At 57.9% G+C, this 15,598-nt stretch carries 11 protein-coding genes; 7 read left to right on the plus strand and 4 right to left on the minus strand.

The window, feature by feature from the left end; translation table 11 throughout:
* Positions 1-2: 2 nt before the first annotated feature.
* Both tamB and tamA read right to left on the minus strand, forming a co-directional pair.
* The gene (gene tamB, locus KIF87_RS13615) at positions 3-3,779 is read right to left on the minus strand and encodes an autotransporter assembly complex protein TamB (protein ID WP_213329013.1); all 3,777 of its coding nucleotides are present in this window, start codon (positions 3,777-3,779) and stop codon (positions 3-5) included.
* Entirely contained in the window at positions 3,776-5,509 is a 1,734-nt protein-coding gene (tamA, locus tag KIF87_RS13620) for an autotransporter assembly complex protein TamA (protein WP_213329014.1), read from the minus strand. The genes tamB and tamA overlap by 4 nt, the downstream gene beginning before the upstream one ends.
* Before the next feature lie 224 nt (positions 5,510-5,733).
* On the opposite strand from tamA, the gene msrA reads away from it, so the two are divergent.
* Positions 5,734-6,375 carry a peptide-methionine (S)-S-oxide reductase MsrA gene (gene msrA / locus KIF87_RS13625; RefSeq protein ID WP_213329015.1) on the plus strand — a complete coding sequence of 214 codons (642 nt, stop codon included), beginning with the start codon at positions 5,734-5,736 and terminating at the stop codon, positions 6,373-6,375.
* Here msrA and KIF87_RS13630 read toward each other — a convergent pair whose 3' ends face one another.
* On the minus strand, positions 6,376-7,434 hold the full coding sequence (locus KIF87_RS13630; protein ID WP_213329016.1) for a LacI family DNA-binding transcriptional regulator: 1,059 nt from the start codon (positions 7,432-7,434) through the stop codon (positions 6,376-6,378). It lies immediately after the preceding gene.
* Between the two features lie 192 nt (positions 7,435-7,626).
* Here KIF87_RS13630 and KIF87_RS13635 point away from each other — a divergent pair, with 192 nt between their 5' ends.
* The 6 genes from KIF87_RS13635 to paeA all read left to right on the plus strand — a co-directional run bounded on the left by KIF87_RS13635 (position 7,627) and on the right by paeA (position 15,237).
* Positions 7,627-8,778, plus strand: a complete 1,152-nt coding sequence (locus KIF87_RS13635; protein ID WP_213329017.1) for a Gfo/Idh/MocA family protein — start codon at positions 7,627-7,629, stop codon at positions 8,776-8,778.
* 16 nt (positions 8,779-8,794) lie between these two features.
* Positions 8,795-9,964 (plus strand): Gfo/Idh/MocA family protein, encoded by a 1,170-nt coding sequence (locus KIF87_RS13640; protein ID WP_213329018.1) that lies wholly within the window; start codon positions 8,795-8,797, stop codon positions 9,962-9,964.
* Positions 9,965-9,975: 11 nt separating this feature from the next.
* Positions 9,976-11,043: a Gfo/Idh/MocA family protein gene (locus KIF87_RS13645; RefSeq protein WP_213329019.1), complete on the plus strand. Its 1,068-nt coding sequence runs from the start codon at positions 9,976-9,978 to the stop codon at positions 11,041-11,043.
* A 12-nt stretch (positions 11,044-11,055) separates the two neighbouring features.
* Entirely contained in the window at positions 11,056-12,078 is a 1,023-nt protein-coding gene (locus KIF87_RS13650; protein WP_213329020.1) for a Gfo/Idh/MocA family protein, read from the plus strand.
* Positions 12,079-12,157: 79 nt separating this feature from the next.
* The gene (locus tag KIF87_RS13655; protein ID WP_213329021.1) at positions 12,158-13,705 is read left to right on the plus strand and encodes an MFS transporter; all 1,548 of its coding nucleotides are present in this window, start codon (positions 12,158-12,160) and stop codon (positions 13,703-13,705) included.
* A gap of 194 nt (positions 13,706-13,899) precedes the next feature.
* Positions 13,900-15,237 (plus strand): polyamine export protein PaeA, encoded by a 1,338-nt coding sequence (gene paeA / locus KIF87_RS13660; protein WP_063144067.1) that lies wholly within the window; start codon positions 13,900-13,902, stop codon positions 15,235-15,237.
* Positions 15,238-15,313: 76 nt separating this feature from the next.
* Here the strand turns inward: paeA and KIF87_RS13665 are convergent, their stop codons facing one another.
* Positions 15,314-15,520 (minus strand): DUF1107 domain-containing protein, encoded by a 207-nt coding sequence (locus KIF87_RS13665; protein WP_008501430.1) that lies wholly within the window; start codon positions 15,518-15,520, stop codon positions 15,314-15,316.
* Positions 15,521-15,598: the final 78 nt, after the last annotated feature.

The following is a 15,598-nucleotide window of genomic DNA, read 5'->3' on the forward strand; positions in this document are numbered from 1 at the left end:
TGCTAAAACTCAAACTGATAGAGCAGATCAAGTGCCTGGTCTACGCCGGACACTGCTTCCAGATATAGCTTAGGCATCAGGCGATAGCGTAACGTGAGTGTTGCCAGTGAGTCAAAGATCCCCACACCATATTTTACCTGCAGACCCGGCAGTACATAGCCGCTGACCACCACCTGCGAGGAGTCACCCACGCCCTGGGTGTCCAGCGCCAGATTGCTTACGCCGAACGTCTCGCCGATTTTACCCACAACCTGCCCACTTTGTGCAACCCCCAGACCCACTAACATCGAGGTCATCGCCGCGCTGTCGCTTTGTCCGCTGTCCAGACCTTGTCCACGCAGCAGATAAGAGAGAGCTTCCTGCTGCGACATCGCCGGGTCAGAGAAGATCTCCGCCTTCGGTTCATCAGCAGAACCGGTGACGCGAACGCCTGCAATGACGTCGTTTTCCGTCGCTTCCGGGTTACGAATCGCTTCGATGTTCAACAGGGGCTGATCCGGTGGACCGGAGAACAGCAGCTCGCCTTTGCGAACAATCAGATCCTGACCATAGGCGTGGAAACGCCCTTCAGGAATAGTGATCTGCCCGTTCAGGCCAAGCCCTTGTTTATCCTGCGCCACCTTCAGGTCGCCCGTGAGCCTCGCCTTCAGCCCAAACGCATCCAACCGCACGTTATTCCCCACGTGCACGATAAGGTTACTATTAATCGGTATGCCAGCGCTCTTCTGTTCGACAGGTTTCAGATTTTCATTGAGCATAACTTCATCACTTGAGACGCCGACCGCACTTTCCGGCACGTCGTGAACCACGATGCGCGCCCAGGGTACGTCGACGCGTCCGTCAAGCGTGAAGAGGCTTGGCGTGGCTTCAAAGACCACGTCTGGCGAGACGTCCAGGCGCACCATTGGCGGTACGGTGATGCGTACCCGGCTCCCCTTCGCCGCGATGCGGGCGCGCCAGTTATCGATCTGGCTCCAGTCCGCGTCGCCGCTCAGGTTGATTTGCCCCTGCTGGGTGAGCACCGAGCCGCTCAGCGTCGAGCTCATACCGTTGAAGTTCATCGCAATCTGGCTGGGCTGCATATCGAACGGCATGAAGTTACCGTCGATATCCACACCGCTGAGGCGCAGCTGGCCGAACAGCTGCGGGCTTTGCACGTTGCCGGCCAGGCGCAGGTTGGCATTCACCATGCCCTCGGCTTTTTCTCCGCGCGCGAAAATCGGGTTCACCATCGCCAGGTTGAAGTTACGAATGTTGACGTTGCCGCCCAGATTACGCCGTCCCTGCGGATCGGTAATCTGTATCTGTCCGTCCATCTGGCCGTTGTTGGTCAGACGGATAAGCCACCCCAGCTCCGCACGGTTGTTATGCAGGTCAGCACTCAGGTTTAGGGTGTCGAACGCCACCGGCAGCGGCGCGTCGTTGACCTCCTGCGTCACCTTCACGTTACGCCCGGACAGCGTGACGCTGCCCTGCGGCAGCCCCTCTTTGGTGGTGTCCCAGGCCACATCGGCCTTCCCGCTGAAGACGCCGCTGGCCTGGGTCGTGTCCGGCATAAACGGCTTCAGCATCGCCAGATCGAAGCGGTTGAGGTTGATCTGCGCGCGTCCTTCCGCACCCGCATCAATGGTCTGCGGTACGCACAGCTCCGCATTCGGGTTGGTCCAGCAGTGTGGCCCAATGCTGATCTTCTGCTCGGCGTTGCGGTAGTCCAGCGCGATGGAGCGCGACAGCGCCAGCGGCCCAACAGGCGTATTGAAGCGGGTGTTGTCCAGCGTTCCTTTCCAGCGTTCGTCCTTGCGGTCAAAGCTGCCGGTCAGGTGCAGCTGACCGGAGACCGGCTCACCCTGCACGCGCAGCTGGAGATCGTGCTGCTTCTCGTTCCCTTTGGCATCTAGGGTGACCAGATTAATGTTCACGTCCGGCTGAGAAATGCGCTCCACGCGCAGGTTCAGGTTACCGCCGATCTGATCGGTGGATTTCACATCCCCTTCCACGCGAACGCGGGCCACGCTCAGCTCCTGCCAGCGCAGGTTATTGGCGGTAATGTCCGCCAGCAGCTGCGGCGCCTCCACCGTACCGCGCACTTTCACGAGCCCTTTCGCGGTGCCGCCAAGCCCCGGCAGGGCGTTATCCAGATTCGGCGCGTCGATGGTGGCGTCCAGATTGAGATCTTTTACCCCCAGCTCGCCTTTGATATCCGCCGTGTTGCGGCCCAGCGCCACGTGCAGCCCCGGGATAACCCACTGGAGATAGCTGTTGCCTTTCACCGAGCCTTCAACGTTAACCTTGTTCTGCTTCACGTTGCCGGTGAGCTTAATTTCCGGCACGTCCATCTGCCACGTACCGCCGTACAGGCTGCCGCGGGTTTTGATCAGGCCATCCAGTTTCGACGGCCAGTCCGGCACCTCTTTGGCGGTGTTAATGCCCGTCAGCTTCAGCTCGCCGCGCCAGCTGATCGCCTGCTGCCAGTCGAGCAGCGCGGTCAGCTCGGTTTTGCCCTCCAGCGCCGCGACGGTCAGCTTGTCGAGGTTGACCTGCTGCTCGTTGCCCTTCGCATCCAGCGTGATGTTCGCGGGCGGTACGCCCTGCCCCTTCACCGCGGTGCGGAACGAGAGCGTGTAGTCGGTCATCTTGCCGCTCAGCTTCAGCTTCAGGTCATCGGCCTGGAACTGCTTTTCGCCGGTGAACGGCCAGGAAAGCTGCTTGCTGACAACCTCAAGATTGAGCGGCAGCCCGGCTTCCGCCAGCTGCGCTTGTGCGCGCAGGACCATGTCCACCGGGCCGGAGAGATTGACCCCGACGTCCAGCTTCTCGCGCAGCGCCCCGCCCACTTTGACCTTCACCTTTTCGCCTTTCAGCGGATCGATGTTAAGCGCGCTGTTCAGCGTAATATCCACCGGCCAGCTGTCGCGCAGCAGCGCATTCCCCGACGCATTCACCGAGCCCTGGTTGGTGTCGATGTCCAGCGCGTCGAGCTTCATGTTGCCGTCAATGCTGCTGACCTTCAGCAGCATGGTGTAGACCGTCAGATCGGTATCGCCGGTCAGGCGCAGCTGCTCGCCTTTGAACTCCTCAATGTTGAGGTTCAGCGGCAGGTGAACGTCTGTCATTTCCGGCAGGACAGGCTTCGAGAAGAGATCTTTCAGCGTTTCGCCCAGCGGCTTTTCTTCCGGCTGCGGGTTCTGGATCTTCGGCTCGACGATCTCTTCCTGCGCCACGTCGGCCACCTTCGGCAGCGCGATCAGCAAGCCCTGCAGGGACGTCGGCGTCAGGGTGAGGTTTTTCTCCTGCCAGCGCAGGCCGGAGGTGAAATCCATCACGGACACGGTGGTGTCGTCGATTTTGATATTGACGTTATCAAGCGCCACCCGATAGAGCGCGATCGGGTACGGCGTGGAGAGATTCAGCGGGCCGCTGTCCTCCTCCTCGACCGGCGCAGACTTCGGCATTTTTTTCGAGTCTATCGCCACGTTGACGTCTTTAAGCGACAGATCGTTGACGCAGAGCCTGCTGTCACGCAGACAGCCCAGCTTCACCGCGAGATGGAACTCCCCGGCGTTGACCGCCACGCCCGGCTGCTCGTAGCGGATATTCTTCAGACGCAGATCGCGCCAGCCGCCCGTCACCTGACCAATCTCCAGCCCCGGCACCCAGCGGTTCGCAGCGTTAAACAGCAGATGCAGCCCGGTCGTCGTTCCTACCAGAAACGCCACCGTACCGAGCAGCAGCACGATAAAAATCAGCACCCCGAGGCTTATTTTCTTCCATAAACTCATAATTCAGGCCCCAGACCGATGTAAAACTGTAATCCGTGTTCTTCTTTGTCGCCGACAGGCACGGCGAAATCGAGCTTGATGGGCCCGACGGGTGACTGCCAGCGTACGCCCACGCCCGCGCCGGTTTTAAAGTCGCTGCGGCGGATATCGTTCACCGCTTCACCGCCGTCAACAAACATGGCACCCCACCACTTTCCGCTGACGTTGTACTGATACTCCAGCGATCCCGTCGCCAGTTTTGACGCACCGGTTAGCTGGCCCTTTTCGTTCTCAGGCGAGATCGATTTGTACTTATACCCACGAATGCTGCGGTCGCCCCCGGCGAAGAAACGCAGATCCGGCGGAACGCGCTCGAAGTCTCCCGTTTCAATCCAGCCGAGATTGCCGCGCATCACAAAGCGGTGTTTGTCATACAGCGTGCGGATCCAGACGTTTTGCGCCTGCAGGACGGAGAAGTCCACGTCGGAGCCCCAGGCGGAGTTGGAATAGTCGATGGAGTAGCGCTGCGAGTCGCCCCAGGTCGGCATCAGGCCCCCACGCGAGCGGGTGCGGCTGATCATCACGCCCGGATAAAGCAGCATGGTGGTGTTGGTGACGTTGGCCTGGGTAAAGTGGTCCAGGCTCCAGCGCAGGTTAATGGCGCGCTGCCAGCCGCTGGAGAGATCCCAGAAGCGGGAGACCGCAAGCGTCGTAGAGTCCTGCTTGGTGTCGTTCAAGTCGGTGCGCTTAAAACCGCCCTGCACAAGGTAATATTGCTCAAGCGGATTTTTCAGCAGCGGCATTTTGTAGCTGAAATCCAGCTGCTGCTCGGGCGCAGAGAGGCTCAGGCTGGTGGTCAGGCTGTGGCCGTACGAGTTCATCCACGGCTTTTTCCACGAGGTTTTCACGCGTGGTCCAACATCCGTCGAGTAGCCAACACCGGTCTCAATGGTGTTCTCGGTGCGCGGCGAGACAACGCCATGCAGCGGCAACACCTTGGTTTTGCGAGACTTATCAAATTCCGGCGCGACAACCACGGAGTTAAACCAGCCGGTAGCGGAAAGGCGACGGTTCAGTTCCGCCAGGTCCCTCGACTGGTAGTAATCCCCTTTTTTGAACGGCACGAGGTTCTGCAGATACTCTTCACGAATCTGCGAACCTTCAAACGTCACATCGCCAAAGCGATAGCGTTCCCCGCTGTCGTAGTCGATATCCCAGAAGGCCTGACGTCGATCCAGCGCAATGCCCAGCTGGCTTTTATTGAACTGGCTGTCGAAGTAGCCCTTGCGCAGGGAAACGCTCGTCAGCTCTTTTTTGAAATGGTCGTAGTCGCCGTGGTTAAGCACGGTACCGACTTTCGGCCGCGTGCTGAGCAGATCCAGGTAATCCCGGTCGGTACGCGCCCCGCCGCGCAGGATGACGTTCGTACCGCCAATCAGTACCGGCTCACCCGGCGAAACGCGGGCAATAAGGACCTGGCGCCCCTTTTTTGGCGGCGGGCGGAGATCGAAATCAATGGTGGGTTCGTAATACCCCAGCGCTTTCAGCCCTTCACGGATGGCGTCATCAACGCGCGCGCGAAAACGCCGGTCCGGCGTCACCTCATCACTCTGGATGGTCGATAGCTGCGCACGCACGTTTTTTTCCAGCGCCCCGGATAACCCCTCAACCTGCAAACGGACATTCGCCGCGCTGGCAATCCCGCTTGTCAGCAACACACTGACCAAACATAACTGGCGGATTTTTGTCACGTTTTCTCCTGAATATCCCTGTTTCCACCCTGGAAGCAAATGAAGTGCCGCTCCGCGGCAAAACACGGCCTGTTGGCCAAAAACCCGAATCGCGGGTTGAAAATGGGTGTAACACCCAAATATTTCTTATGATTAAATCTAGACTCATTCAGCGCATTTATTGTGTTCAATTAAACGCTTCGTGACAACCTTAACTGAAACATCGCACCCCGGGAGGCCCCATCGTGAGTTTATTCGACAAAAAGCATCTGGTTTCACAAACCGATGCATTACCGGGACGCAACACCCCTATGCCTGTGGCGACCTTACACGCCGTCAATAACCATTCCATGACCAACGTGCCGGAGGGAATGGAAATCGCCCTGTTCGCCATGGGCTGTTTCTGGGGCGTTGAGCGCCTCTTCTGGCAGCTGCCCGGCGTTTACAGCACGGCGGCTGGCTACACGGGCGGTTACACGCCGAATCCTACCTATCGCGAGGTCTGCTCCGGCGAAACCGGACATGCGGAAGCGGTACGCGTGGTCTATGACCCTGCGGTGATTAGCTACGAGCAGCTCCTGCAGGTCTTCTGGGAAAACCATGACCCGGCGCAGGGCATGCGTCAGGGCAACGACCACGGCACCCAGTACCGCTCGGCCATTTATCCGCTTACGCCTGAGCAGGATGCCGCCGCGCGCGCCAGCCTTGAGCGCTTCCAGCAGGCCATGCGTGAAGCGGGCGATACGCGCGAGGTAACGACGGAAATCACCAGCGCGAAACCGTTCTACTATGCCGAGGACGACCACCAGCAGTATCTGCATAAAAACCCGTACGGCTACTGCGGAATCGGAGGCATCGGCGTCTGCCTGCCGCCACAGCTGGCCTGATTATTGATCCAGCGCCACGCGAGCCGCGTGGCGCGTGGCGTTACTGACCGAACCGTAATCCATCACTTTGCCCTGCAACAGCAGGTTAAAGACCGGCGCCTGCGGTCGGTTAAGCCGCGTTTGCAGCAGGTGAACGGCCTCAATCCCCAGCTCGCGGCAGGGCACCGTGACGCCCGTGACCGGTTTTTCCAGACGGTGCGCTAAATTCCATGCAAAATCGGTCGTAATTAGCGAAATGTCTTCCGGAATGCGCAGCCCGTGGCGCGTTAACGCTCTGACCACGCCTTCCACCATGCTGGTACTGTTCGGGAAAATGACCTCCGGCCACTGGGAACGGTCATGATTCAACAGCCACGCATCCAGCGCCTGCTCGGCCTCTTCAGCGGTAAACCACTCCGTCACGAGCAAATCGCGCTGCGGGTCAAAGGCCACGTGAAAATGACGGTACGCCTCTTTGATGCCGTCCAGACGCGCATAAAGCGTATCCCGCCGCAGGCAGGTGAGCGTAAGCACACGGCGATGTCCCTGCTCAAAAAGGTACTGCATGGCGGTGAAACCAATCGCCCGGTGATCGGGCGACACGGCATCCAGCACCCGATCCCGATCGACGGAATTAATCAAAACGCAGGGCTTATTCAGCGTGCTCGCCAGTTTAAATATGGTGGAATCATCAGTCCCGATAATAATTATCGCGTTGATATTCTTATGACTGGCCTTTTCCATAAAAACTTTCACATCGGCGTGCTGTTCTTCTAAACCACAGCAGCTGACCCACACGTTGTGCCGCGAGCAGGCTTCAGCGATCCCTTTCGTCACTTCCAGATAAAAAATATCCCCGCGTCCCTGAAAGGTTCTTTCCGGCGCAAAAACAGCGATACCGTTAATTAGTAGTCTTCCGCTCGCCATTGACTCCAGCACCCCTAATTCTCGCGCGGTGCGAACGATCGCCTCTCTGGCTTTATCGCTGGTATAAGACTTGCCGCTTAATACCCGCGAAACCGTGCTGACGGAATAGCCCGTCAGGGCCGCAATTTCCTCCATTTTCAACCTGCCCGGCATAGTGTGACCTCGCTCTCATTCAGTTTTTGCAAATATTTGCAGAAACAGTCCGTTGATTTTAAAACGGAATTTCAGAAAGCCTGGAGATTACTTAATCACCTTGCGAGTATTCTCACAAAAACACATTGTCGCTGCGGCTCCCCTTTCCTATTTTCCGGTCATCACTCATTTCAACTGAAATTAAGGTGTGACATGGAAAAGGTACGTTTTGGCATTATTGGAATAGGGAATATCGGTACGGTCCATGCGCGTTATTTACTGGCGGGTACGGTCAGCGACGCCTGCCTGGCGGCGGTTTGCGATAATGCACCGGAAAAGCACCCCGCTATCCGCCAGCTGGTCGGCACCCTCCCCTTATTCAGCGACGCGCAGGAGATGCTCCAGAGCGGGCTTATCGACGCGGTGATTGTCGCCACGCCGCACTACGAGCATCCGCGCCTGTCGATGCTGGCGATGCGCAGCGGCATCCATACCCTGTGTGAAAAACCAGCGGGCGTGTATACGGCGCAGGTGCAGGAGATGAACGCCTGCGCCCAGGCGTGCGACGTGGTGTTCGGCATCATGTACAACCAGCGCCCGAATCCGCTCTACCAGAAGGTGAAAGATCTTATCGACAGCGGCGAGCTGGGTGAGATCCGCCGCTCCAACTGGATCATCACCAACTGGTATCGCTCGCAGAGCTACTACAACTCCGGCGGCTGGCGCGCCACCTGGAAAGGAGAAGGCGGCGGCGTACTGCTCAACCAGGACCCGCATCAGCTCGATCTCTGGCAGTGGCTGGTCGGCATGCCGGTCCGCCTGCGCGCGTTCTGCCAGTTCGGCAAGCATCGTCAAATCGAAGTGGAAGACGAGGTCACCGCCTACGCCGAGTACGCCAGCGGTGCGACGGGCGTGTTTATCACCACCGTGGCGGAAACGCCGGGCACCAACCGGCTGGAAATCGTCGGCGATCGCGGCAAGGTGGTCGTCGAAGAGGGCAAGCTGCGCTACTGGCGGCTGCGTGAATCAGAAACCGCCTTCAACGCCCGCTGGCAAAACGGTTTTGGTGAACCCGAATGCTGGGAAGTCACGCTTCCCGTCGCCCCGGAGTGCAGCGAACACCACGTCATTACCGCCAACTTCTGTGCCGCCATCCTGCGCGGCGAGCCGCTCATTGCGCCGGGTCTGGAAGGGATCCGCGGGTTGACGCTCTCCAACGCCATGCACCTCTCCACCTGGACGGACGACTGGGTCGAGCTGCCGCTCAACGAGAAACAGTATCTGCGCCTGCTTCAACAGCGCATCAGCACCTCAGTGGCTAAAGAGACAGCCAGCGTCACGCTGGATGCCTCCGGCACCTGGTAACTCCGGAGAAGAATCGATGCTAAATGTCGCTATTGTGGGAACAGGGAATATCTCGCATAACCATATTCAGGGCTATTTGCAGTTTGGCCAGCGCTGCCGGATCGTCGCGCTGGTGGATATCTACCCGGAAAAAGCCCACGAGAAAAAAACGCGCTACGGCCTGACGGAAGCCCGCGTGTATGACAGCCACCAGCAGATGCTGGCCTCAGAGCCGGATATCGACATCGTCGACGTCTGCACGCCGCCCTACGTCCACGCAGAGATCGGCATTGATGCCCTAAACGCGGGGTGTCACGTACTGTGCGAAAAACCGATGGCCGCCTCGCTGGAGGAGTGCGACGCGATGATCGCCGCACAAAAGGCCAGCGGCAAAACGCTCGCCATCATTGCGCAGAACCGCTTTACCGATGCCTTCTGGCGTCTGAAAGCCGCGCTCGACTCCGGCCTCGCGGGAAAAGTCTGCCACGCGCAGGTGGATTCGTTCTGGTGGCGCGGACACTGCTACTACGACCTGTGGTGGCGCGGCACCTGGGAAAAAGAGGGAGGCGGCTGCACCCTAAACCACGCGGTTCACCACATCGACGCCATTCAGTGGATGCTCGGCTTCCCGTCCGAGGTAGTGGCGATGATGACCAACGTGGCGCACGATAACGCCGAAGTTGAAGACCTCAGCGCCGCGATCTTCAAATACCCCAGCGGCGCGCTCACGCAGCTTACCGCCTCGGTCGTGCACCACGGCGAAGATCAGAAAATTATTATTCAGGGCGATAAGGCGCGCATCTCCGCGCCGTGGCAGGCCTTTGCCAGCGTCAGCGCCGATAACGGCTTCCCGCAGGAAACCCACGACCAGCAGCGAGAAGCGCAGCTTAACGCCGTTTTTCAGGAGACGCCGAAGCTCGAGTGGACGCTGCACACCGGGCAGATCGATGACCTGCTTTATGCCATCGAGCACGGCACGGCACCGTTAGTGGATGGCCTGCAGGGCAAACGCTCGCTTGAGCTGATTACCGCGATCTATAAATCCGCCATTACCCGCAGCGTGGTCTCGCTGCCGATTCAGCGCGATGACCCGTTTTACCGCACCGGCGGGACCAACGCCCTCGCCCCCCGTTTTTATGAAAAATCCGCAAGCGTCGCCAACTTCAGCGAAGTGGGTGCGATTCCCCTTGGCAAAGATCTGGATTAAGGAGTGACACCATGAACAAGAATGACGGAATGAACTACGCCCCGGTGGGCAAACCGCAGCCGGTTGTCCGCGAGGGTGAATTCATCTTCGCCGCCGCCGCGCTCGACCACGGCCATATCTACGGGATGAGTAACGGCCTGATAGAAGCCGGGGCCACCCTGAAATGGGTGTACGACCCCGATCCGGCCAAAGTGGATAAATTTATCCAGCAGTACCCGCAGGCAAAAGTGGCGGAGTCGCTGGAGGCGATCCTCAACGACGACGAGGTGCGGCTGGTTGCGGGTGCGGCCATCCCCTCCGAGCGCTGCGCGCTGGGGCTAAAAGCCATGGCCGCAGGCAAGGACTACTTCACCGATAAAGCGCCGCTCACCACCCTTGAACAGCTGGCCGATGCCAAAGCGATGGTGGAAAAAACCGGGCGGAAATACGCGGTGTACTACAGCGAACGCCTGCACGTCGAGAGCGCGGTGTTTGCCGGACAGCTGGTGCAGCAGGGGGCGATCGGTCGCGTGGTGCAAACCCTGGGAACCGGCCCGCACCGGGAAGGCACGGGCCGCCCGGACTGGTTCTACGATCGTCGCTACTTCGGCGGCATTCTGTGCGATATCGGCAGCCACCAGATCGAGCAATTTCTGTTTTACACGGGCAACAGCGAGGCATGCGTGGTCGCCAGCCAGGCACGCAATTTCAACCATCCGCAGCATCCGGCATTTGAAGATTTCGGCGACGCGACGCTCAGAGGCGAAAACGGCGCCAGCGGCTATTTCCGCTGCGACTGGTTCACCCCGGACGGGCTCTCAACCTGGGGCGACGGCCGCCTGACGCTGCTCGGCACCGAGGGCTATATCGAAATCCGCAAATATGTCGATCTCACCCGCGGCGAACAGGACGTGGTTTATCTCGTCAATAAGGAGGGGGAATTCCGTTATCCGGTCGCCGGGCAGGTCGGGTTCCCGTTCTTTGGCGAACTGATCCTCGACTGTCTGCACCGTACCGAAAACGCCATGACGCAGGCGCACGCCTTCAAAGCGGCGGAGCTCTGCGTGAAGGCTCAGATGCTGGCGAACGCGACGGAATAACGGGAGGCGATAATGACGATCCTGAACACGGCGGTTATCGGTGCCGGAGCAATTCACGGCTGCCACGTGAACGCGTTGCGCCAGATGCCCAACGTTGCGCTGCGCGCGATGGTAGACATCGATACCGTCAAAGGGCTGAAGCTGGCGATGGGCTATGAGTGTCGCTTTTATCAGGATTACCGGGAAATGCTGCTGGATGAGGCCATCGACGTGGTCCATATCTGCACCCCGCATTTCGAGCATAAAACCATGATCCTGGCGGCGCTCGCCGCCGGGAAGCATGTTTTCTGCGAAAAACCGGTGGGGATGAACGGCAGCGAGCTCGAGGAAATCACCCGCGCCGCAGAGCAGGCGCCGGGGCTGCTGGGCGTGTGCTACCAGAACCGGCTTAACCCCACCAGCCTGGGTATTCTCCAGGCGTTGGACGACGGCGAGCTGGGGAAAATGCTCAGCATCAAAGCGGTGCTGACGTGGTCACGCTCGGGCGCGTACTACACCGAAAGCCCGTGGCGCGGGCGGCTGGCAACGGAAGGCGGCAGCCTGCTGATCAACCAGGCCATCCATACCCTCGACCTGATGCAGTGGTTCGCCGGCGGCGCGACGCGGGTGAAAGGCGTGGTGGATCGCGGCCAGTTGGCGGACGTGACCGAGGGAGAAGACAGCGCGATGGCGACGCTGCATTTTGCCAACGGCGCGCGCGGCCTGTTTTATGCCAGCAACTGCAATACCGCGGACTCCCCCCTCTGGCTCGAAATCCACTGCGAACGGGGCTCGCTGCTGCTCAGTGACAACGTGCTCTGGCGCATCACTCCCGGCAAGCGCCTCAGGCTAGCCAGCGATAACTCCCCTGACGGCTCGGTCAAAAGCTACTGGGGGCTGGGGCATGAGCAGGCGATCCGCCGTTTTTATCATGCCATTTCTCATCCCGGAAACGGGAATTACACCGATATCCGCGAAGCCGGAAAATCACTCACCCTAGTGGAGGCTATTTATCGCTCATCTCAGTTAAGACAATGGATAGAACTCAATAAGTAGAACGTAATGTGTCGTCCAGATTTGAATAAAAATACGACCTGAAAAACAGGTTAATCATTACCCTACACTGGATATTATTATGGTCAAACCTACTGAACGTAGAGTAGGTTACGGCGTGGCGCTTGGCTACGGCGTAACCGATCTGTTTGGCGGAGGGGCTTTCGCCATTATCGGCACCTGGCTGCTCTTTTTTTACACCACCTATTGCGGGCTCTCGGTTATTGAAGCAGGCTCTATATTCGCCATTGCCCGCGTGATTGATGCGTTATTAAGCCCGATTATGGGCTATATCACCGATAATTTCGGCGATACCTGGCTCGGGTGTAAATTTGGCCGTCGCCGCTTCTTTTTATTACTCAGTTCGCCGCTCATGTTTTTGTATGCCCTGCTGTGGCTGACGGACATGGGCTACTGGTATTACCTGGGGACCTATCTCTCTATTGAGCTGCTGTCGGCAATGGTGCTGGTGCCCTGGGAGACGCTGGCGGCGGAGATGACAAACCGCTATGAAGAGCGTAGCCGCCTCTCCGGCGTGCGTATGATCTGCTCTCAGCTGGGCGGTTTTCTTGCGGTTTCCGTTCCCGGCGTGATTATGCAGTTCACGGGGAAAGATAATCCGTTTACCTATACCCTTACCGGGCTGATATTTTCCTGCGTGTTCTGCATCGCGGTATTTATTACCTGGTACACCACCTGGGAAGCAAAGGATGTGCATCAAGAGTCCGATTTTAAGGTGGACAACCAGCGCAGCAGCGGGATACTCAATCACCTGAAATATCTGGTGCTGGATCTCTTTTCCTCCTTCCGCATTCGCGCGTTTCGCCTGCATATCATTATTTACATCTTTTCGTTCACGGCGATGGACGTATTCGGCTCGGTCTTTACCTATTACGTCGTGTATTGCCTGAGCCAGGATGCCTCGGCGGTTTCCGGCTGGCTGAGTATTGCCGCCTTTGCCTCAGTACCGGGTACCTATGGATTTATGCTGCTATTGAACCGTCTGAATATGACGCCGTCTGCCGCCCTGCGGCTCGCGTACGGCTGTATCCTCCTGGTGCTGGCGTTCCTGTTTACGGTCTACCTGACCAAAACGCAGGTGCCGACGCTGCTGTTCTCGGCGGTCTTTATCCTGTTAGGCGCCGCCCGCGCGGGCCTCTATTATATTCCGTGGAACATTTACAGCTTCATTCCGGATATCGATGAGATGGTGACGCAGCAGCGCCGCGAAGGCATTTTTGCCGGCGTGATGGTCCTGACCCGTAAGAGCACCGTGGCGATTGCCATCATGATCATTGGCCTGGTGCTGCAGGAGTCCGGCTTTGTGAAGGGCAGCGGCGCACAGCCTGAAAGCGCGCTGGGGGCGATTATCGGCCTGATGATCTTCGCGACGGCAGCGCTGCTGGCGGTCAGCTTCTTCACCACCTACAGGTTCAAGCTCACCCGCGAGACGCACAAGCTGCTTCTGAAGGAAATTGCACGCCGCAAGCTGGGCGGTGATTACCGCGACTGCGACGCCAGGACCCGCGTGGTGATTAAGCAGTTAACGGGTTATGAGTATGACCAGGTGTGGGGAGGAAGCGCCTCACGACGCGCGGAGGGGAACGCCCGCTTATCCGCCGCGAAATAGCGCCCTGTACCGGACAGCGCCACGCTGTCCGGTCTTTTTTATGCCAAAATGTGACCTCTGGCAGATTTACATCTCTTTACGCTATACTACCCGCTGAAATAATCGGCTCAACGCTACGAGCTGACGTTCAATGTGTTTTCACACAAATGGTATCAACTCCCCTTCTGAGGATCTGGCGATAAGCCGGATAAACTATGTTAAACAGTATTTTAGTAATACTTTGTCTGATTGCCGTCAGTGCATTTTTCTCGATATCTGAGATCTCGCTGGCCGCGTCCCGTAAAATCAAACTGAAGCTGCTTGCCGATGAAGGCAACATCAATGCTACCCGCATCCTGAAAATGCAGGAAAACCCCGGCATGTTCTTCACCGTGGTGCAGATTGGCCTTAACGCGGTCGCCATTCTTGGCGGTATCGTGGGCGATGCGGCGTTTTCCCCGGCGTTTTATAGCCTCTTTGTTAAGTACATGTCCGTTGAGCTGGCCGAACAGCTGAGCTTTATCCTCTCCTTCTCGCTGGTAACCGGCCTGTTCATTCTCTTTGCAGACCTGACCCCGAAACGCATCGGTATGATTGCGCCAGAAGCTGTGGCTTTGCGTATCATCAACCCGATGCGCTTCTGTCTGTACGTGTTTCGTCCGCTGGTGTGGTTCTTCAACGGCCTGGCGAACGTCATTTTCCGCATCTTTAAGCTGCCGATGGTGCGTAAAGACGACATCACCTCTGACGACATTTATGCGGTCGTGGAAGCCGGCGCGCTGGCCGGGGTGCTGCGCAAGCAGGAACACGAGCTGATTGAGAACGTATTCGAACTGGAATCCCGTACCGTGCCGTCTTCCATGACCGGCCGTGAGAACATTATCTGGTTCGATTTACATGAAGATGAGCAGAGCCTGAAGAACAAAGTGGCGCAGCATCCGCACTCCAAGTTCCTGGTCTGTAATGAGGATATCGACCACATCATCGGTTACGTCGACTCCAAAGACCTGCTGAACCGCGTGCTGGCAAACCAGAGCCTGGCGCTCAACAGCGGCGTGCAGATCCGCAATACCCTGATTGTGCCGGACACCCTGACGCTCTCAGAAGCGCTGGAAAGTTTCAAAACCGCCGGGGAAGACTTCGCGGTTATCATGAACGAATACGCGCTGGTGGTGGGTATTATCACCCTGAACGACGTGATGACCACGCTGATGGGCGACCTGGTTGGCCAGGGGCTGGAAGAGCAGATTGTTCAGCGTGACGAAAATTCATGGCTGATTGATGGCGGCACACCGATTGAAGACGTGATGCGCGTGCTGGATATCGACGAGTTCCCGCAGTCCGGCAACTACGAGACCATCGGCGGCTTTATGATGTTTATGCTGCGTAAAATCCCGAAACGTACCGACTCGGTGAAGTTCTCCGGCTACAAGTTTGAGGTGGTGGATATTGATAACTACCGCATCGACCAGCTGCTGGTGACGCGCATCGACAACAAACCGACCGTACTGGTGCCGAGACTGCCGGACGCGGAAGAGAAGGTTTCGGCGTAAACTCCCTGCCCCACATACATCAACGGCTCCCATTGGGAGCCGTCTTTTTATCTACTACTACTGCATAGCACGTTGGTTAAGCCATCTCAGTTTGCAGACGCATAACCTGACGGTTGACTTCGGACATCACAGACAGGTGCTGTTTGTCCTTCACTTTTGGGACAAGGATCTTGCCCTTATCAAACTCAAAAGCGCCAACATCCTTGATATACAACCGTCCACGGAACAGGATCTTCACGTACTTCGCCACCTGAAGCGGGTTGTAGCGTTGGAAAATTTTCATTCTTGTATCTCCTGCGAATCATACGCTCTTGCGGTGCCACAATCGGCCCGACTGTCCTGAGCGCAAATTTTAATGCCC

The organism is Enterobacter sp. 120016, from assembly GCF_018383635.1.
Lineage (GTDB): Bacteria > Pseudomonadota > Gammaproteobacteria > Enterobacterales > Enterobacteriaceae > Enterobacter > Enterobacter asburiae_D.